This is a genomic window from Bremerella cremea, from assembly GCF_003335505.1.
Classification (GTDB): domain Bacteria; phylum Planctomycetota; class Planctomycetia; order Pirellulales; family Pirellulaceae; genus Bremerella; species Bremerella cremea_A.
The window spans coordinates 150,825-171,188 of sequence record NZ_QPEX01000046.1; the positions used below are offsets into that span (position 1 = coordinate 150,825).

A 20,364-nucleotide genomic window follows, 5' to 3' on the forward strand; every position below is an offset into this window, starting at 1 on the left:
CGTATTAGGCCAGAGATAATGTAGTAATCAGATCGATAATTGGGAGGAACATACTCACCGCCGCAGTAATCACCGGAAACGCGGCCAGCACAACCAAAACAGGCAATACGACCTTAGTGATCGGTGCCATGCGTTGCATGTGACGGCGGCGTTTGCCGACAGAAACCTCTTTCAGCGCCCAAGCCAAGTTGCCAGCCTCTTGAGCCGACCTGATCAGCGCAGCTTCGCCGGTACTGACTACGCGCGAAGTTCGCAATGCATCGATCCAGTCGCCTCCCTGTTTTAATTGTAGGTAGGTTCCATGGGTAATGGAACGAATTCGACTGGCAGGAAACTGCTTTCGCATGACATCCAACGAACGTTGCAGGGGCAATTCGGCTGCGACAACCACTGACAAGACATTCAGCAAGCGGCATTCATTCACCGGCCCATGAACCCAACGCAAGCCCCATGGCAGTTCGGTCAGCCAACCCATTTGTACTAACACCATTAAAAAGGCGAGGAAGCAAGCGATGGGAATCATCACATAAAGCCCACACATAATCAAAACAACCGACGACGAAGTCCACCCCCAAGCGGAGTTCATGGCATCTTCATAAAGTCCGAAATCTTGCAGGATCTGGGCCATTGTGGGTGCGATTTTGATTTTCAGAAAGGTCAGACAGACGACCTGAAAGATGGCTATGACAATCAGCGTGACCAACGAACCTAAGAAGAAATCGAAGTTACCATAATTGGTTGTCTCGTCGCGTGAAAACTTCTTGGCATAACGATTGATCTCGTCCACGTTGCCCAACGTTCGTCCGATTTCAAGTGCCATGAGCGCTTCGGCCGGCATATCGACACCGGCTGCCTTGGACGCAGCTCCCAGTGGCATCCCCGCCCCTAAAGCCCGGGCAAAACGCCCTGCCTTGCGTTCCTGCAAGCCGGTGGCCTCTTGGCGATAAGCCACCACGCTGACGATAGGCGAGATCCCTTTTTCCATGCCAGAGAGAACGACCGAAACAAGTCCTCGGTTCTCGACACTGCGATAACGCTGCATGGCAAAGCCAAACACAATCGTCCCAATCACCACCAGCACTACGACGGCCAGATACCCAGACACGCCAATCCACCAAGCCGCTCCGCCAATGCAAATTAACAACCAGGCCGAAAGCCGCAGGGTGCGTTGCATCAGGGTTGGTTCTTCGTGAGTTGTACTGTCCCACTGGGTCGACAAAATCAGTAGCACGACGCCCAGCACGACCGCCATCCAAAGATTCTGTAGGTGATATAGCAGGTCCATCGCTTACGACAAAAAATTAATGAGGTCGATGAGGGGTAAGAACATGATAAACATGCGAATCGCCGCCCAAAACAAGGCCGCCAAAACCAAAGTGGTGACGATGGGAGGGCCGATCTTCCGAATTAACTCGCGCCGCATCACAAGGCGATCTTTCAGCAACTCTTCGGCACTGGACAATGCCTCGCCGAGTTTGCCAGAGTGTTCGCCCCACCGAATCAACGGCAAGATTGATGTGGGAATATCCATGCTCGTTAACCATACATCGGCCAGCGAGCGTCCTTGATCCATTTCGCTCGCCCATATCGGAGCCAGTTGAACCATCCGACGACTCGCAAGTGAATCACTCGCCAAACGCAACGCCGTCGAGGCCGGTATATTCTGGGCAATCAGCAAGCGCAACTTGACGATCAAATCAAGCGTTTCATACCACCAGAAGATTTTCCCCAACAGCGGGATGCTGCGCCGCAACATGGCCGCTTGCGAGGGTGTTAAGAGCATGGGGATAAGCAAACACCCGACCCCAGTCAATAAAATGAATGCGGTCCAAGAAACCGGCGGAGCCCTGAAAATCGTTGGATCAAAAGAAAGATCGAGCTGAAAATCTTCGTAGACTTCCAGAAAGTTTTCCTGCAAGGTTGGCATCACAATGATATTCAACAGATCGACAACCAGCAGCGTCACCAGAGCCAAAAGCAACGTATAGGAAAGTGCGGCGAAGAGATCACGCCAGTATTCACGCCGCCAGTTTTCCTCGTCGAGCAATTCGAATAGGGTATCCCCCATCCGATCAGACTGGATGCCAGCCAACAAAATTCTTTGATGATACTTCGGCAGGCGCACGTAGCTCAGATCGTGCTCGACCAAAGGGTTGCCACCGGCTCGTATCTCTTTGGCCAGTTGTCGAAATGCCGTTTGCGTTTTACCGATGCCTACTTCTTCGGCCAGGGCTTCTAAGCCTTCGTCCAGCGGAAGACCGGCTTGCGCCATCTCGGCGATTCCACGAAGGACCTCGGCCGACTCCTCGTCGCTTAAGACAATTGTCTGAACCTTGTCACCGCCAGGCGACGCCGCACTCGCACTTTCCTCACCTGGAACGACGACGTCATCCAATGGACCACCGTAGCTTGCTTCAGGTTTCAAACGATTGGAGGAAGGCATAAAAGTGTTTCAGAACAAGAGGGAACTCAGCGAGGCAGGATGAGAATATGACGCAGCATTCCAATCCAGGGGACAAACAGCAGCGCGGCATAGATCGTCACCACCAACCCACCAATGATCAAAGTCGTCAAGATTGGCAACTGGTTTTGCATCCACTGACATTGGCGTCGCGCCTTGGAATAGTACCGTTTAGAGGTCAGCGCTAAGCTGTCCGCCAATGCCTCGGGCGATAAGTGCGAGGCCAGCAACCAACGACTCAGGGGGCTCAACTCAGGCGGAGACGACTTCGTTTCCCCTCGTTCAATTCGTGCCGCCCAATCCTTGCCGGCTCGAATGAGCTTTCTGCTGCCGGTTGCTTCCGTCGCTAAGCAAATCGACTCGGGCAGGGCACAGCCATGACGTAGCAATAACGACATCAAATCGAAGACCATCGCCCATTGGCAATTACTGGACACTTTCTTCGCGCCAGGCAACAGCCGCGTTACGAGACCATCGCCGAGAAATAGAGGGGACGGCCAGATAAACAGGATCATCACCACCAGCAACAACAGCCCGCCCAGGATACCTATGCCAATAAAAAAGGGATTGAGCATTAAAAAGAAGTCGATCGCGCGAATGACAAAGTCGTCGGTCGAACCTAACGTATCGACGCACAATGCACGCATCGTTTGCAGTTGGTCCATTCCAATCGTACTGCCCAAGACGCCTGCCAGAATCAGCAAGATCGCCGGGTAGACCGAGGCGGTCAAATAAGAAGCCCGCAGTTGTTGAATTCGGCGAGCTGTCGCAGCAATATCTTCCAATGCTGCTGTCAAACGGCCACTTCGCAGGCCAGCGGTTAGCACCGCACGGTACATTGGCGGGAAACCGGTTCCCAACTCCCCAATCGCTTCGTCCAACGGTTGCCCAGCGGCCAGGCGGGCCGAGAGGTCGTCGGCCATGCCCTTCAATTTTCCCGAAAGATCTTGGCTCATTCGTCCCAAATGAGGATCTAAGGGAAGCTCGACACGCGATAAAGATATCATCTCGGCATTTAAAGCCAAAATATCTTCCAAGCGATATGATGAACGAGACGAAGCCACGCTGACTTTCCAGGGAATGAGGAGCAAGAATAGATAGTCTCTATTCTATCAGCGATTCTTACTATGCGAAAGAAATTGAGCGATTTGTCGCGTGGGCTACGGCATTGGCCAGACTTCGCCGATCCGCGCGCTCGGCCAGCGTCGGCCGACTGCTTCCCTCGGCGAACTCAAGCAAGTCGCTCTTAGGTTTGATGGGGCTGAAGCAAAGAAGCCCCGCTTGCCGTCATTCGGCGATTTTGCGATCACCGACCTGCGACTTAGGCAGAACGAATGCTCTTCTTACCAAATCAAATGACCGTAGAAGAGCAATTCAAGGAACCGTAGTTCCCTTATTTCTGCTTCCTCTGTTGCTGCAAAAAACTGACGATGAAGTCCATGATACGCCTCTCTCAAGTAGGTTCCGTTCCACTTTCATTCTAACCACCACCTCAGCAGGTTCTCTGTGGTTAGCCGAATTTCGACGAGAGTGGGTCTTATTTAGTAATGATCGGCTATCAACAAGGAAATCGATTGCTCAATTCCGAAAGAATTCGCGTTCAACCTCCTCGTAAACTGCCTGATTTATCGTAGCTCGCGAAGTGGTTATGGTTGCACTGGCAAGAGAAATCCGCAATATTTCTCAGCAACCCTTGTGATTTTCTCATTGCCAAAGAGATCTCCCGGGTTAACCTCAACGGTTTGCCCTGCTCCTCATGCCCCGAAGCTACCCACAGGCACCCCATGCTTGAAACGGCGATCACCCTCGGTTCATTCGTTTTCTTTACCGCTTTGGTCGGTGTCATCACTTGGTTTTTGACCCGCAAAGACGACCACGGTTCTTCCTCTGGCTACTTCCTAGCAGGCCGAACGTTAACCGGGGGCTACATTGCTGGCTCGTTGATGCTGACCAACCTTTCGACGGAACAGTTGGTTGGCCTGAACGGCGCGGCTTTCCAAGATGGGCTCTGCGTGATGGCCTGGGAAGTGATCGCTGGCGTTTCGCTGGTGATCATGGCTCTGTATTTTCTGCCTCGCTACTTAAAGAGCGGAATTGCTACCGTTCCTGAGTTTCTGGAAGAACGCTTTGGCGATTCAACGCGGGCAATCACTTCGCTCATCTTCATCATTGCTTACGCGGGGATTTTGTTGCCGATTATTTTGTATACCGGTGCCAAGGGCCTGACTGAAATTCTCGATGTGCGAGGCATTTTCGGCATTGGCCCCATGGTTCTTCCTGCGGACGCGAAGCCTCAAGACCTGGACTTCGCTGGGCATGTCATCATTTGGGCTGCCGTCTGGTTGATCGGTATCATTGGTTCGATTTACGCGATTTTCGGCGGTCTGCGAACGGTTGCCGTTTCCGATACGCTCAACGGTTTTGGCCTGCTGGTCGGTGGTTTCATGATTGTGTTCTACGGCTTGAACGCCGTGAGCGATGAAGGCATCTTTAAAGCGGTCGAGATCCTTCAGAACGACCACCCCGAAAAGTTCAATTCGCTTGGCTCTTCGACTTCTTCCGTTCCCTTTACGACACTGTTCACCGGCGTGCTGCTGCTGAACCTCTTTTACTGGTGTACTAACCAGCAGATTATTCAACGGACATTTGGTGCCAGCAGCTTAAAGGAAGGCCAACGCGGCGTGCTCATGGCCGGGGCATTGAAAATCTTCGCCCCGCTGATTCTCGTGCTGCCGGGCCTAATTGCCTTTCATCTGTTTGGCGACACGATTGCTAAAGACGCGGCTTACGGAAAGCTCGTGCAAACCGTATTGCCGACACCTTTGGCGGGCTTCTTTGCGGCGGCCATGGTGGGGGCTATTCTCAGTTCGTTTAACTCGGCCCTAAACAGTACCGCTACGCTATTCAGCCTGGGCGTTTATAAGCAGATGCTGCACCCAAATGCTTCCGATCAGCGGGTGATTATGTCAGGCAAAGTGTTCGGCACGATCTTGGCCGTTGTGTCGATGACGATCGCCCCGCTGCTTGTTGGGCAAGATAGCATTTTCGGTTATCTGCAAAAGATGAACGGGCTGTACTTCATCCCGATCTTCTCGGTTGTGCTTGTCGGCATGCTTTCCAAGAACGCCCCGAAGTTTGCAGCGGACATTTCGCTGATCTTTGGTTTTGTGGGGATCGCGCTGTTCTATTTCGTTGTGCAACCCCTGACCGAAAAGGCAACCTGGGATTTTAACGGCGACTTCTACAGCTTCCACTTCCTGGGGCTCATGTTCCTGACGCTGGTTGCTTTTCAGCTTCTGATGGCCCAGCTTTCCCCGCGTCCGTTTCCTTACCAGCAACAAGAATCGGGCAAGGTCGATATGACCAGTTGGCCATTGGCCTGGCCGGTGGGGATTGGCTTGATTGTGATCGTGATGTCGATCTACATCTACTTTGCCGATATCAGCGTTATCTGGCCGCTGGTTCCTCCGCCGGGAACTAGTGAAGAAGTTAGCCCTGAAGCGATGGATCAGGCCCGGCATTTTGTTACCGGCTGCCTCAAGTCGCTGGGCTAGACACTGCCCGCGAACGTTACGGAATGCCTCGCTCGGACTGAGCAATCATCACTTCGAGGCATTCCTTCAGATGGCTACGGGCCCGGTGCAAGCGACTGCGAACCGTTCCGACGGGCAGCTCCAGCACGTCCGCAATCCGGTCGTAGTCCATTCCTTCCAGTTCGCGTAACACCAAAACATCGCGGTGCTCTTCCGAAAGTTTGGTCAGCGCGGTGTGAACCTGGCGGACACTTTCTTGCTGCTCGATACGATGGGTCGGCCCTTCTGCTTGGTCGACCGGCTCGTTGCCGATGTCTTCGCGGACCTGGTCGATCGAGTGTGTCTTCCTGCGACGGCGGCGGTGGCTGATCGCAATGTTAAACGAGATCCGATAAAGCCACGTGTAAAACGCGCTGTTTCCTTGGAAGGTGGCCAGCTTGAGATAGGCTTGGACAAACGACTCTTGAACGACATCCTCGGCATCTTCCCGCGAGCCGAGAATATGAACCATCGTGTTGTAAAGTCGCTGCTGATAACAGCGCACAATATCTTCGTAGGCGGCCGCGTCGCCTTGAAGAATTCGCTGAATCAATAACGAGTCGTCTGACACAGAAGTTAAATTGCCAAGGGATAAGGGAGAGGAGGACTCTCATTCCAGATTCAGCGCAAGAGCCAAGGTTTTGCGCGACGGCCTGCACTGCTGGAAGGAAAAGACAAGTTCTATCGTAGCTAAAACATCCCCCCGTTTCGAGGAGACGACCACCAAGAAGTGGCTAGGGGGTATCGCGGTGAACGGTTTCTGGGGAAAAGGCTGGCAGGCAGACGGCCATATACTCGGCCCCTGCAGGATGAGGGCTGCTGTAACGAACCCATTCCCCTTTTTTCGCGATTATTGCCTGACCGGCAGAAACCTGTTGGACACTATCTACGGTTTCCACCGTAAGTTCGCCTTTCAGCACCACCGTGTATTCGTCGAACTGGGGCGTTTGGCCCGGCTCGACCCAGCCACCGGGGCTGACCATTCTGGCGATACTGATCTCAGAGTTCTGGGTATTTACACGTCCAACAAACTCTTGGATGACTTTAGGTTTGTTGCCGGCGGCCTCTACGACCGCTGGCTCGGAGATAAAGTCAGGCATCTGGGGCGTCCTACATCGAATTGGGGGCGGCAAAAAGCTCACCCATTCTTATGCAGCAGCGCGGGGCCAGGCAAGTGGCTGATGACGAACTCGGGTGAAGATCAACAGGGCCAGCGACAGCAAAAAGACCACGACACTCACATTCTGCGAAATCGTTAGCCCGGTCCCGCCAATCGCGTACTCGTCGGTTCGGATGACTTCTAACAAGAAGCGAGTCACCGAATACAAACCCATCGTCACGGCAATCACCTCTCCGTCTGCCTTGCGAAACGGATAGTAGGCACATGCCAAGAGACACAGAATCAGCCCGTTGAGGCTGCTGTAAAGCTGCGTGGGATGAACCGGAAGCGATGCCTGAGGCAGTGGTCCGGCATGTAGCTCGACCAGGCCCTTGTTCGCCAACTTCAAAAAGATGCTGCCGGGGGCAACGGCTTTCTCGTCGTTGATCGTCCAAGAGTTGAGCATAGCTCGTGCGAGAACATCCAACGGCTTTCCCTTTTGCCCTTGCAGTTTGGTTCCATTGACACTTTCCACGGTGTCACCAATTTCGATCTTGCCGTTCTCACTGGCCGGCGAGTCAGGCAGAACATTGGCCACGCGGACTGCCCCTTCGTCGTCCTGGGCAAACAGCAAGCCGTAAAACGCGCCGTTTTCCATGTGCCGAATGTAAGGAGGCGTAAATTGAGGGGGTGTCCCTTGCGGAAACGAGACCGCAACTGGCAACGTACACAAACCGCCGTAGCAGCAGCCGTTCATGAAGCAACCAATCCGCCCGAAGAACATCCCGATCATCATGCTCGGGGCAATCAAGTCGGCCAGCGCTAATGCGTTGAGGTGTTTGCGATAGCAGAAGATCAGAAAGGCAACCGCGCCACCAATAAGCGAACCGTACACCACGATTCCCCCTTCGGTCACTTTCATCACATTACCCAACGTTGCCTGCCAATTCCCAGGAACGTAAAAGGTGTGCCAATATTGCAGCACAAAGAACAGCCGGGCTCCTACCACGCCACTAACAATCATCACCATCGCCAGCGAGAAGATGACTTCCGGGTTCAGCCCCATTCGCTGCGCACGGTAGGCCGCCAAGCCGACGGCCGAGATGATCGCCAGCACCAACAGCACCCCGTACCCGCGCACCGGAAAACCAAGCTGGCCGGCCTCCTCAACCCGCAGCATGGGCAGCACAAACACAATCGCCGCGGCAACCACCACAAACAACATCGCATGGCCAACCAACTCTTGCATGAAGTTGGGCTTCCGCGAGAGCAGGAAGATCCACAAGGCGACGATCACACCCCATAAAATCAGCAGCCACCCAAACCCCAGCACAGGCAGGCCCAAAACGTCATCGGGGATCGGTATTAAAAACAGGGTGCGTTGCACGTTGGCTTCTAGGGGCTAAAGATCGGAATCAGGAAGACGGTGGGCTCACTAGCATGTTGTCGATTAACCGCGTGGCTCCCACTTTGGCAGCCACCAGGATAACGACCTCAGCGGTGATTGTCTCCACCGATTTAAGCGTCTGCGGGTCGGCAATGGTCACGTATTCAGGTGCCGTACCACTTGCTTTGAGGTGGGCAAGCATCTCGCTGCACAGCGCATGGACGTCGACTGGCCCTGCCTCTATTTGAGCTTGGGCTGCTTTCAGTGTCTGTGAAATACTTAACGCGATCTGCCGCTCAGCCGCAGAGAGGTATCGGTTCCGCGAACTAATTGCCAGCCCGTCTTCTTCTCGCACGATCGGGCAACGCACGATTTCGATGGGGACTAACAAGTCGCGGACCATTTCCTCGATCACGCGAACTTGCTGAAAATCTTTTTGGCCGAAATAGGCCGCGTCGGCTGGGGCGACCTGAAACAGCTTCAGCACAATCGTAGCGACCCCGTCGAAGTGCGTCGGGCGAAACTCCCCTTCTAGCTGCCGGGCGATCTCTGGGGCCTGCACTACCGACGTGCTGCCGGGCGGGTACATCGCCGCGACCTCGGGGGCCAAGACCCACACCGGATCGAATCGCGAGAGCAATTCCAAGTCGGTATCAAGCGTGCGCGGATACTTCTCGAAATCTTCCCCTGGGGCGAACTGGGTGGGATTCACGAAGATGGTTACCACGGTCAGATCGCACGACTTCTGCGACTCGGCGACCAGACTCAAATGCCCTTCGTGCAAAGCCCCCATCGTGGGCACAAGCCCTACGCGCTGGCCTTCGGCCTGAGCCTGGCGGATGGCAGTTCGCAGCTGGATAGGATCGTGAAAGACGCGCGGTGTTGGAGACATATCGCAGATTCAACGGACGGTGTTGTGTCACATCAATTGTCTCGGCCAAACGGAAATTCCCAGTGGGCTCCAAGCCTCGTTCCGCATGCCGCCGAGTTTATACTCAAAATACACGCAATCGCCGTTGCCGTGTTTGCCGCCCCGCCAAGTTCCTACTCAAAACCCTCAAAAATAACGCTAACCGCAGGTTTTTGGCTAGGTTACCGCTCGCACGGTTTCCTACTCAAAAATAACACCGCTCTCCCTTCCGTCGTTTTCGTTCGCGCCAAGTTCATACTCAAAACTCTTCCCTGCAGCAATTTGCCGACGAAGCAGGGGAGGGAGGGCACTGCTTATCCGAGCCGCACGCGATGGTCCCAAGCTTGTTCCATTTTCCGCCCACGCTGTCCCATTTTCTGCAAGTGGCTACCCTTATTCGCGCATGCTGAATCGCCGGAAGTGGCGTCCGTTTTCAAATGCCACAGTAAGAACGACGTGACCACCTGGCAAGGAATAGCGTTGAGAGAGGGGACAAGAAATGAAAAAGGACTGCGAGTGATCGCAGTCCTTTTTGGCATTCTGTTTGAGCAGGTAACGCCTGCGTTTGCCAGCGCGAATTAGACGAGCTTGGCGGCACGCATCTTCGAAGCTTGACCAGCTTGGCCGAAGGCGACCATGCGATCGATACAAACCTGCTTCATCGCATCGCGAGCTGGGGTCAGGTAAGCACGCGGATCGAATTCCGATGGCTTTTCCATCAGGATCTTGCGAATCGCACCGGTGATGGCCATACGATTGTCGGTGTCGACGTTGATCTTTCGGACACCGCTCTTGATACCGCGTTGGATCTCTTCGACCGGCACACCGTAGGTTTGTTTGATCTCGCCGCCGTACTTGTTGATGATGTCTTGCAGTTCTTGCGGAACGCTCGAGCTACCGTGCATCACCAAGTGGCAGTTGGGCAGACGCTTGTGAATCGCTTCGATACGATCCATCGCCAAGACTTCGCCGGTAGGCTTCTTGGTGAACTTGTAAGCACCGTGGCTGGTACCAATGGCAACGGCCAACGCGTCGACGCCGGTTTCTTCGACGAAACGAGCAGCTTCATCTGGGTCGGTCAGCAGTTGGTCGTGGCTCAGTTCGCCTTCGGCACCATGGCCATCTTCGGCTTCGCCCATGCCGCTTTCCAGCGAACCCAAGCAGCCCAGTTCCCCTTCGACGCTCACGTTCTTGGCGTGGGCCATTTCGACGACCTTCTTGGTCACGTCGACGTTGTATTCGTAGCTGGCTGGGGTCTTGCCGTCGGCTTCCAGCGAACCATCCATCATCACCGAGGTAAACCCGTTTTCGATGGCGCTCATGCAGGTTTCCGGGCTGTTGCCGTGGTCTTGGTGCATGACGATGGGGATGTTCGGGTAGAGCTCGGAAGCGGCCAGCATCAAGTGACGCAAGTAGTTGTCTTGCGAGTACTTACGGGCACCGCGTGAAGCCTGGACGATAACCGGCGAATCGGTTTCCTGGGCGGCTTCCATGATCGATTGGATCTGCTCCATGTTGTTGACATTGAAAGCAGCCACGCCGTACGAGTTTTCCGCAGCGTGATCCAACAGCACCCGTAGGGGAATTAAAGCCATGAAGTCTCTCCCGAGTTAAGACGGTGACAGGGCTGCTTGAGGATCCAAATCGCCCCTACGACAGCCAAAGTGTTTCATTGAAAGTCGTTATTATCAGAGCGTTTGCGGCGTGAGGTCAATCCCCGGTAGGCTCGTCAAAGTGCGAGGGAAGTAGACCTTCCGTAGAGTCGTCATTAAGGGGCAAATTTTCCTTGACATGCTTCGACGTTTGGAAAAGATCATCGAATTGTGTGCCAGCAACCCGGATGAGAAGCACTTGCCGCCGCAGGGCTCCGCCGCTTTCGCGTTGGAAATAAACCTGGCCGATCCCCATCGGCTCGTTGGTTCCGCTGATCAACAGCGTCTGGCCTGGCTCTAAGGTCGCCGCAAATTCCACCTGCGAGAGCACGCGTGTTTCCCTACGGTTTTCAATCCGGAACATCCCTTCACCTGATTCAACCCGCTGGCGAGCTTGGCCGTAGTGGATTTCAGGCGTAATCGCAATTTTCACGCGACCATCGTTCTGCGGAAATGCCTTCATGATGAATTTACATTCCGCGTCTTCATATGTTTCGCCACGCACGATACCGTCGATCCGTTCCAGCAGCGAGACTTCGGACTGCAAGGGAACCATGACGTATTCACTGCGTTTGCCCCGGGGAAAATAGCGGTGGTTGATCGCGGCCCGTGCTTCGCCGTCGACTTGAACCATCTCTTCGCCGTTGGGGCCTTTGGTTCCTTCCTTGCCTTTAATGATGTCTCGAATCACAGCCGGGACATGAAAGTCGATAATTCCCACCCGGAACCCGTTGGCCGAAAGCTCTCGGCGTTTGTCGAGTGGGATGCTTTGCTCGTCGACTTCCTGCCACACACCTTGAAAAGCCTGCTCTTCGAGCGAGCCGAGCGAGATGCGGGCCATTTCTAGCATGACGGTATCTTCCGAGACCGTTCGCTTCGGCAGTTCGCTGGGGGGAAGATCTTCTGGCGTATGCCACAGCGCGCAGCCACTCAACGCGACCAAAGCCGTGACAACCAAGAGAGCGGCGTTTCTTCGAGCATCCATGCTAGAAGTTGCTTCATACCAAAGGTGAAAATCGATGGGACGCCTCGTGCGCAGCAGTAGGCGGAGGGATAGTAGAGAAACAATCCACCGCACGCAATCGCACTTTCGAGCGTGCTAGCACCGGTTGTTAAACAGCCTCTGTTGATTTGCCTTTTGCCAAAGGAAAACGGCTACGTGAAAGGTGTGTTTCCACGCATTGGTTATGCCAAAGTTCGGAAGCAAACTCTGGTGCGTCGAGGCGTCCCCTACGATCTAGCACACGTTCTTCTTAGTCGCAAAGGATGCCGAAGCAACGGTGGTTACTTGCTGGGTAGCGGCACCTGGGCGGGGTTCTTTAGGTACGAAATCAAATCCAAAAACTGCTCGTCGGTCAGTAGCCCGCCTGGCTGATTGGGGGCGGCTCCTAATTGCAAGTCTGGCATCGGCGAGAGATTGGTTTTCTTCTGCGCTTCGATCTGATCCTTCTCGACCGTCACGCGTTCGGTTGGCGTTTGCAGGGTGAGCGTTTTATCGTTTTGCTCGGCCACGATTCCGCTGAACACGCGGCCATCTTCCAATTGCAGCACGGTCATCCGGTAATCGGCACTCACCACGGCGCTGGGGTCGATGATGTTTTGCAACAGGTAATCGAGATTGCTCCGATTGCTGCCGGTCAGGTCAGGGCCGATCGTGCTTCCTTCGCCGTACAAGCGGTGGCATTTGGCACACAGCCCTTCAAACACGACACGCCCCCGGGCCATGTCGGCCTGGGCGAGATTCTCTTCGCTGAGGCGTTCTTTCCAGTAGGCCATCGCTTTCTGTTTCTCTTCGCTCGACTCGCGAACTTCTCCCCATACTTCGTTGGCCCGCTGGTTGAGGGTTTCGTCGCCGAGCGATCGTAACTGCCGCACGTGAATCGCCGTGACGTCCGACTTGCGAATGCGATTGTTGGCCAGGGCATCGAGCAGCACATGAGCAAACACCGGACGCGAAAGCAAGATCGACAACACTTCTGGCCGCTGTGTCTCCCAGAAGCGGCGATAGTTCGCCACCAACAGTTCCGCCGCAGCAGGGTCGTTATATTGAGCCAGCCCGCGTGCCGCTACCACGTTGACCATGGGTGTGGTAATCAGCTTCTCGCAAAGCGTACGCAGATCGTCTGGCTTGGCTTCAATCAGGGAAGCCAACGCCGCCCGGCGGGCCTGCAGGTCGGCTTCGTTGTTTAATGCCAACGCCCGCAGTTCGTCCAGCGCCCGGCCATCGCCAAACACGGCTCCTAGTTCAAGAACCTTTGCGGGAATGCCTTGCACGGGGAGCTTGGACAACTTCAAAGCAAGCGAGTCCCACGCCGTTGGCTTGGGTGCCTTCGACCACCCACGCAGTGCTTCGCTCATGCCAGTTAACATGGCGGCTGCCTGGGATGCGTCAAAGCTTTTAGCCCGCCCGATCAGGGCGTTGATCGCATCTGGCTGGGTTTCGATCTCTTCGGTCAACCGGCGGGCGATCAGCCGGGTAGTGGTTGGCCACGTGCTGGCTGAGGCAACTGTCCCCAGGTCTTTCAAGTGCTCTCCCTTGTTCGACATCAGCCCGTACCAAACCATCATCGGCAAGTTGTGGTCGTTGGCGTCTTCCGGGTGGCGAACTAATTGCGTGGCCAGCTTGCCCCGCAGTTCCACCGGAAGCCGCTGCAGCGTTGAAGCGAGCGTCAGCCGGACGAACGCCGAGTCGTCGGATGCGGCCATTTGCACGAATTTGGGCAGCATCTCTCTGGCTTCTTCCCGAACCTGTTGGGCAAGGGCAGCATTTTGCGGAACTGGCCCTTGAGCGGCGTCTAGCGGCCACTGCTCGGTGAGCAAACGGATCGCCCACGCCCGCATGTGTTCGTTTTTATCGTCTAATAACTTGAGCAACAGCGATTGATCGGTGCCACCAATCGCGTGCAAGGTCCAAAGGTAGCGGAGTCGGTTGCGGTCGTGCTTGGCCAACGAGGTCAATCCTTGCTCAGGCTTTTCCTCGAACACCAGCGGCTGAAGCAATTGAATTAGGGGGCTCATGTCTTCCCCTGCCAAGTACTTTTCCTGCAAGACAATTCGCGCCATCCGTGGGGCCCAGTTGTCGTCGAGTTGCTGCACCATCGGGTTGAGGAAATACGAATCTCCGGTTGGTGGTCGCGTGAACTTTCGGGCCCCTTCATACGAAACCCGATAGATCCGCCCGCTGGTTCGATGGACACCGGTGTGGTCGTGACATTCGCCGGTATCGCTCCAATCGATCACGTACACGCTGCCATCAGGCCCAGCACTAAGGTCCATGCCTCGGAAGAAAGGATCGCCGCTGAGCAAGATATCTTTCCCATGCTGGCCGACGTAACCACTTCCTTCGCGAACCAAAATATCTTGATTCGCACGGCGGCCGTGCATGTTGAAAGTGAACAGATTGCCGCGATATTCTTCCGGCCAGTTGGCTCCTTGATAGATCATCATCCCCACGTGCGCGTGCCCGCCACCATACTTGTTGGCGACCCCGTCGCGCGAATCTTGCCAGCGCCCGGTCGTATCGAAGTGCCAATGATCGGCATGAGTGTCGATCAGTTGGTACGAATGCGGGTGAGGATCGAGGGCAAAGTTTTGCATGAAGTGAGCCCCAGGAATCATGTGCCATAGATGGCCGTTCACCGTGTTGATGAAGAAGAGTTCGCCCAGCTCGTCCCAGTCGTGCCCCCAGGGATTGGTTGTGCCGGTGGTCAGCACTTCCACATGCTTGGTTTGCGGGTGATAACGCCAGATGCCCCCTTCCATCGGTAACCGTTTTTCGTCGGGCGTGCCCGGCAAGCCGATATGGCCTGGGCACGAGTGACCGCAGCGCCCGTACAGCCAGCCATCGGGGCCGAAACGTAGCCCGTTGGCAAAATTGTGGTAGTTGTCTTTGGCGACGGTAAATCCATCGAGCACGACTTCGGCTGGGCCATCTGGTTTGCCATCGTGATCGGCATCGGGGATGAACAACACCTGAGGCGGGCACATCAGCCACACGCCCCCCGCTCCGACTTCCACGCTGGTCAGCAGTTGGACGTCATCGACAAAGACATTCCGTTTGTCGAGTTTGCCGTCGCCATCGGTGTCTTCAAAGAAAAGAACCCGGTCGCGTAAACTTCGATCGAACTTCAAGCTGGGCTGATCGTAGGTAAAGTTCTCCGCAATCCAAAGCCGCCCTTGGGCATCCCAGGCCATCGCGATTGGGTTTTGGACATCTGGTTCAGCAAAAACGACATCGACTTGGAATCCTTCAGGCACCTCGAAGCTGGCAGCGGCCTGCTGAGGGGGCATTGGCTGAGCTTCTTTGTCCCGTTCGGAATTGTGAATTTCCGGAAAATCAGCCCAAACCGGGGAGGCAATCAGCAGCAAGATGAGCAAGGTTCGCATGAGCGATTCGCCTTCGTAAGGTAAGCGGGGGGAGAGGGGAAATGGCGGGGATTTTTAGAAAAACCTAGTCTAATCCATTCCTAGCGGTGCCAGCAAACGATTGTTTTACCATCTTCCAGCGGGGCGTTTCCGGCCATAAAGCTGCTCGTCAGATTGCTTATAATTTGTTACCATCCGGGTTTGCCAATGACTCGCTCCGCCTAATAGGTGGATGTTAAATACGCACTTCGCGACTAACCTCAGCAAATACAAACGGAAGTCGGCATGACTATCGACGCTTATTCCTATCCTCCCTGTGGGACCAACAAGAAGATCAAGTTCTACTGCCCGGACATGGTCGGCGATATCGAAAAGATCGAGCGTCTGCTGCAAGGCGATCAGCGTGTGGCTTGTCTCGACTTCGTGAAAAAGCTGCTCGTTAAGTATCCGGACCATTCGATACCGCTGTTCTATAACGCGATTTTGAATTTGCAGCTTTCCGACGAACACAAAGCGGAAGAAGCAGTGAACTTGTTTCTGGAAAAGCATCCAGAACTAGCTTCGGCCCATGCCTTGAAAGCCACCCTGGATGCTTCGCTGGGCAAAGGGGACGAAGCGATCAACGAGTTGCAAACGGCCCTCGAAAAGACCGAAGTCAACCTGCATCCTTCTTTATATGATGCCTTTGGCGTTGTCGGCCAAATGTTGCTGATGACCGGCAAAGTGCTAGGCGCCCGGGCTCACTTCACGCAGCAAGCCAACCTGGCCCATGAAGACGACAACACGCCGATGCAAATGCTGATGCGGTTGAATCATGCTCCGGAGATCCCGATCTTCCTGAAGCAAGACCTGTCGTTCGCCGAGTGCCCGGCCGACTTCCCGCGCAAAGATGAATTCAACAACGCTCTTAAAGATGCCAGCCAAGGCTTGTGGCGTCGATCGCTGGCCCAGTTTGAAGAACTACGTGCCGGCGCGCCACGCAATCCGGCTATCCTCGAAAACATCGCAGCCCTGCAGTTCAGCTTGGCCCAAGACGAAACGGCTGCCAAAACACTGCATACGTTCGCCGTCGCCGAGCAGCGGATCGACTTTGAAACGGCGGCCGAAGCCGAAGCCTTGGCCAAGTCGCTGGGAGAGCAAGACGAAGAGCAAATCGACGTCGTCGCCGCCGCGATGCCTGTTCTGGAAATGGAGCAGTTGCTCGAAAAGCTGCGAGTTGACGAGCGGGCCGAGCATCTGCCGGTCGATCTTTCACAGTTGGGCACCGAAGATTCGCCTCCGCCCCGGGCTGCCTACTTGCTGCTGGATAAGCCACGCGTCGCTACCGCTGCCGAGCTAACCTTAGACAACGTTTCGAGCGTCCTGGGCGAGGTCCTCGTTTACGGCAAAGAAACCGATCGCCCAGCCCGAATCGAGTTCACTTCGGCCAAGGGGCCTCAGTTCGATGAAGCCGTTGCTACGCTGAAAGAAATTTGCGGCGACACGATCGAGCCAACCGTCGAAGAGACCGCCCAAGGCCGCATCTATGCGTTGCAAGATCTGATGAACTGGCAGTGGCGTCTGCCGGACGACATCACGCCTGAGATTCGCAGCAAGTTGATGGCTGAAAAGCGGCGTCTGGTCATGCTGGAGAACTGGGTTAAGTTCCCCATGAAATCGCTCGGCGGCAAAACCCCGCTAGAAGCTGCGCAAGATTCCGATCTGCGTCTGTCCCTGGCCGCTGAAGTGCTGACGCTGGAAATGGTCGCTCAGCAAGAGAAATGGGAATTCGATTTTAGTGAGCTGCGTAAGAAGCTGAACCTGCCAGGTGCCGAGATGCTTTCGGCAGACGGACTCGATATTTTGTCGGTTCCGATTACACGCTTGCATCGTTTACCTGTCGACAAGCTGAGTGATCAAGACCTCGTGCAAGCATACGGGCGTAGCGTGATTCGCGGGCTGAACAAAGCCGTCGAGGTATTGGCCCAGGAACTTCTCAATCGCGAGTCGCTACAAGATCAGATCGACCGAGCGCAACTCTACGGTGAACTGGCCCGTACGGCTGCTGATGGCGACGTCACGCTCGGTTACTTGAAGAAGGCCCAGGCCGAATCCGCACAGCAAGGCCAATCGCCAGGGCCGTGGCTTGTGGCCGAACTTGCCATGCGATTCGAGCGCCGCGAAATGGCCGAGGCTCAACAGTTGATGCAAGTGCTTATGACCAAGCATGCTCAAGAACCGAACACCGCTCAGGCTTTGTTCGGCGTGCTGCAACGCTTCGGTTTGATCACGCCTGATGGCCGCATGGCAGGCATGCCGCAAGGTGGACCACCGGCAGGCCCAAGCCCCGAAGAAGCAGGTGGCTTGTGGACACCTGGGGCAGGCAGCCCGCCGCCAGCCGCGCCGCCACAAGCTGGGGCACCCCCAGCAGAGGAAAAGAAGTCGGGCTTATGGCTACCAGGAATGGACTAAGCCATGTCCGCTGCGAGCGACGCCGACCTTCCGTTCATGCACCGCGCCTTACAGCTTGCCCAGCAAGGGCGCGGGCACGTCGAGCCCAACCCAATGGTTGGCTGCGTTGTCGTGAAAGCAGGGGAAGTGATCGGCGAGGGATACCACCAGAAGTTCGGCGGTCCCCATGCTGAAGTGAACGCCTTGGCCAACTGCGGCGAGGCGTCGCTGGAAGGGAGCACGGTTTATGTCACGTTAGAACCGTGCTGCCACCACGGTAAAACGCCTCCTTGTACCGATGCTCTTTTGGCGGCGAAACCGGCCCGCGTGGTTGTGGCCATGCAAGATCCATTTCCCAAAGTGCAGGGAGGTGGTCTGCAAATCTTGGCTGCCGCTGGCATGGAAGTTTGCGTTGGTGTTCTCGGCGACGAAGCCCAGCGGCTCAACGCTCCGTATCTCAAACGGCAGCGGCAAGGCAAGCCGTGGCTGATTGCCAAGTGGGCGATGACCCTAGACGGCAAACTGGCCACCGCCAACGGCAGCAGCAAGTGGATTAGCAGCGAAGAGGCGCGGGCCGAAGTGCATCGCATTCGTGGCTTGTGCGACGGTGTGATGGTCGGTAGCGGGACGGCAAAGCTAGACGATCCACTGCTAACCACTCGCCCTCCCGGGCCACGCACGGCGGCTCGGATTATCGTCGACAGCCAGGCCTCGCTCAGCGAATCAAGTCGCTTGATCAAGACCATCGACCAAGCCCCGGTCATCGTCGCCACGTCCCCTAATGCCCCACCAGAACGCCTCGAACGCTTGCAACACGCAGGCTGTGATGTGATTGCTTGCCCTGGCAACGATCACGTCGCTAGACTCGACTTTCTGCTCGATGAACTCGCCCAGCGTGGGATGACCAACATCTTGGTTGAAGGAGGGAGTCAACTGCTGGGCCTGTTATGGGATAACCGCCAGATCGATGAAGTTTACGCGTTCGTTGCCCCCAAGATCGCAGGCGGAAAAGAAGCAATCAGCCCAATCGGCGGTCAGGGAATTGCGAGCATGGAAAACGCCACGCAGCTTACTCGCACGAATGTAAAGACGTACGGCAACACGATCTGCGTGCATGGTTTTACCGGCTTTACAGACCAGCAAGGTTCTTAGAACAACTCGTGAATCAGTTCGCCACCTTTGACTAACGTCAGCGGCTGATCTTGATCGGTGACGTATTCGTCGTGCGGGTTCATGCCCAGCACTTGGCAAAACGTGACGAATAAATCTTGCACGCTCACCGGTCGATCGGAGACGGTCACTCCTTGTTTATCGGTCGCGCCGATTACTTGGCCCATCTTCACGCCTCCGCCCGATAGGCAAGTGACCCAACCGTCGGAGTAATGCTCGCGACCACCGTCCGGTTTGAACTTGGGTGTGCGACCAAACTCTCCCATCCAGACAACCAGTGTGTCTTCCAGCATGCCCCGCTGGTCGAGATCGCGTAGCAGCGCGGCGTAGCCCTGGTCGATGCCGCCAGCGAGTTTCGGATTTTCATCCCAGCCATGCTTGTGGGTATCCCAACCTTGATCGCTCACGTTGCCGGTGCTGAACACTTCCACGAAGCTAACGCCTGTTTCAACCAAGCGACGCGCCAACAGGCACCCCTGACCGAAATCGTTGCGGCCATAGGCATCGCGAACCTTGTCGGGTTCGTTATCGAGTCGAAATGCTTCCAGCTTTGGGCTAAGCACAAAACGCTGCGTTTGCTCGTAGATTGCTTGTTTCTCCTGCACGCGTCCCCCACCCCCATGGGAAGCAAACTCGGAATCCAACCGGGCGGCCAAGTCCAACCGTCGCTTGAGGCGATCTTCCGGCACAGTGGTAAGGACATCCTCTGGCAGCGAACCAGCACGTTCGATCTTGAACGATTCGTAGCGCGGCCCTAATACACCGCTGTTGATGTCACGGGTAATAATCCGAGGCTTGCCAATCCGCACGAACGCAGGCAAGTCGTACGTTGGGTCAAACCGATCGCGGGCAACCACGCTGCCCCAAGTCGGATATTGAATGGAAGGGTTAAGCGGGTATCCGCTGCGAACCAATTTGATCGCGCGGAAGTGATCGCGTTCAGGACTTTGCATCGAGCGGATCAAGGCGATCTTGTGCATCATCTTCGCCGTTTCAGGAAGATGCTCGGCGATATGTACGCCTGGTAGCGATGTCGGTATCGCCGTGGCTGGTCCTTGATATTGCGAGCCAATTTTGGGATTAAAAGTCTCGAACTGACTTGGCCCGCCATCCATCCATAGCAAGATCATCGCCTTGCCGGTCTTACGAAGTTCGCTGGCTCGGGCGATCAGCATGTCGCGCCATGAGAGGCCAATTGCTCCGGCGGCGGAAGCGGTTAGTAGCTGCTTGAGAAAACCACGACGCTGCGTCACGTGACCATCTCGAGTCATCAAATTCCAGCAAGAACGAATCATGGCAGGTACCTTGGCAGGGGTGT

At 55.5% G+C, this 20,364-nt stretch carries 14 protein-coding genes; 3 read left to right on the plus strand and 11 right to left on the minus strand.

Translation table 11 applies throughout. The annotated features are described in order from the left end of the window. Positions 1-4 precede the first annotated feature (4 nt). The 3 genes from DTL42_RS24405 to DTL42_RS24415 are packed head-to-tail and all read right to left on the minus strand — an operon-like array spanning position 5 to position 3,525. Positions 5-1,252 carry a type II secretion system F family protein gene (locus DTL42_RS24405; protein WP_158545538.1) on the minus strand — a complete coding sequence of 416 codons (1,248 nt, stop codon included), beginning with the start codon at positions 1,250-1,252 and terminating at the stop codon, positions 5-7. Positions 1,253-1,288: 36 nt separating this feature from the next. Beyond that, the gene (locus DTL42_RS24410) at positions 1,289-2,443 is read right to left on the minus strand and encodes a type II secretion system F family protein (protein ID WP_114373241.1); all 1,155 of its coding nucleotides are present in this window, start codon (positions 2,441-2,443) and stop codon (positions 1,289-1,291) included. Positions 2,444-2,469: 26 nt separating this feature from the next. Continuing rightward, positions 2,470-3,525, minus strand: coding sequence for a type II secretion system F family protein (locus DTL42_RS24415; RefSeq protein WP_114373243.1), 1,056 nt, complete (start codon positions 3,523-3,525; stop codon positions 2,470-2,472). Between the two features lie 720 nt (positions 3,526-4,245). Between DTL42_RS24415 and DTL42_RS24425 the strand changes: the two genes are divergently transcribed. Then, positions 4,246-6,015, plus strand: coding sequence for a solute:sodium symporter family transporter (locus DTL42_RS24425; protein WP_114373247.1), 1,770 nt, complete (start codon positions 4,246-4,248; stop codon positions 6,013-6,015). A 16-nt stretch (positions 6,016-6,031) separates the two neighbouring features. Here the strand turns inward: DTL42_RS24425 and DTL42_RS24430 are convergent, their stop codons facing one another. From DTL42_RS24430 to DTL42_RS24465, 7 genes are all read right to left on the minus strand, one after another. Then, entirely contained in the window at positions 6,032-6,604 is a 573-nt protein-coding gene (locus DTL42_RS24430; RefSeq protein ID WP_114373249.1) for an RNA polymerase sigma factor, read from the minus strand. Between the two features lie 163 nt (positions 6,605-6,767). Beyond that, on the minus strand, positions 6,768-7,133 hold the full coding sequence (locus DTL42_RS24435; protein WP_114373251.1) for a cupin domain-containing protein: 366 nt from the start codon (positions 7,131-7,133) through the stop codon (positions 6,768-6,770). 48 nt (positions 7,134-7,181) lie between these two features. Further along, positions 7,182-8,519 (minus strand): prolipoprotein diacylglyceryl transferase family protein, encoded by a 1,338-nt coding sequence (locus DTL42_RS24440; protein ID WP_114373254.1) that lies wholly within the window; start codon positions 8,517-8,519, stop codon positions 7,182-7,184. 28 nt (positions 8,520-8,547) lie between these two features. Further along, on the minus strand, positions 8,548-9,411 hold the full coding sequence (gene panC, locus DTL42_RS24445; RefSeq protein WP_114373256.1) for a pantoate--beta-alanine ligase: 864 nt from the start codon (positions 9,409-9,411) through the stop codon (positions 8,548-8,550). A 596-nt stretch (positions 9,412-10,007) separates the two neighbouring features. Further along, complete coding sequence (gene fba, locus DTL42_RS24455) at positions 10,008-11,024, minus strand: class II fructose-bisphosphate aldolase (RefSeq protein ID WP_114373260.1); 1,017 nt, start codon at positions 11,022-11,024, stop codon at positions 10,008-10,010. 115 nt (positions 11,025-11,139) lie between these two features. Then, entirely contained in the window at positions 11,140-12,066 is a 927-nt protein-coding gene (locus DTL42_RS24460; protein ID WP_114373262.1) for a hypothetical protein, read from the minus strand. Positions 12,067-12,365: 299 nt separating this feature from the next. Beyond that, the gene (locus DTL42_RS24465; protein ID WP_114373264.1) at positions 12,366-15,467 is read right to left on the minus strand and encodes a PVC-type heme-binding CxxCH protein; all 3,102 of its coding nucleotides are present in this window, start codon (positions 15,465-15,467) and stop codon (positions 12,366-12,368) included. A gap of 264 nt (positions 15,468-15,731) precedes the next feature. On the opposite strand from DTL42_RS24465, the gene DTL42_RS24470 reads away from it, so the two are divergent. Both DTL42_RS24470 and ribD read left to right on the plus strand, forming a co-directional pair. Then, positions 15,732-17,897, plus strand: a complete 2,166-nt coding sequence (locus DTL42_RS24470) for a hypothetical protein (RefSeq protein WP_114373266.1) — start codon at positions 15,732-15,734, stop codon at positions 17,895-17,897. A 3-nt stretch (positions 17,898-17,900) separates the two neighbouring features. Next, positions 17,901-19,028, plus strand: a complete 1,128-nt coding sequence (gene ribD / locus DTL42_RS24475) for a bifunctional diaminohydroxyphosphoribosylaminopyrimidine deaminase/5-amino-6-(5-phosphoribosylamino)uracil reductase RibD (protein ID WP_114373268.1) — start codon at positions 17,901-17,903, stop codon at positions 19,026-19,028. Here the strand turns inward: ribD and DTL42_RS24480 are convergent. Continuing rightward, positions 19,025-20,341, minus strand: a complete 1,317-nt coding sequence (locus DTL42_RS24480) for a DUF1501 domain-containing protein (protein WP_114373270.1) — start codon at positions 20,339-20,341, stop codon at positions 19,025-19,027. The genes ribD and DTL42_RS24480 overlap by 4 nt on opposite strands. Positions 20,342-20,364: the final 23 nt, after the last annotated feature.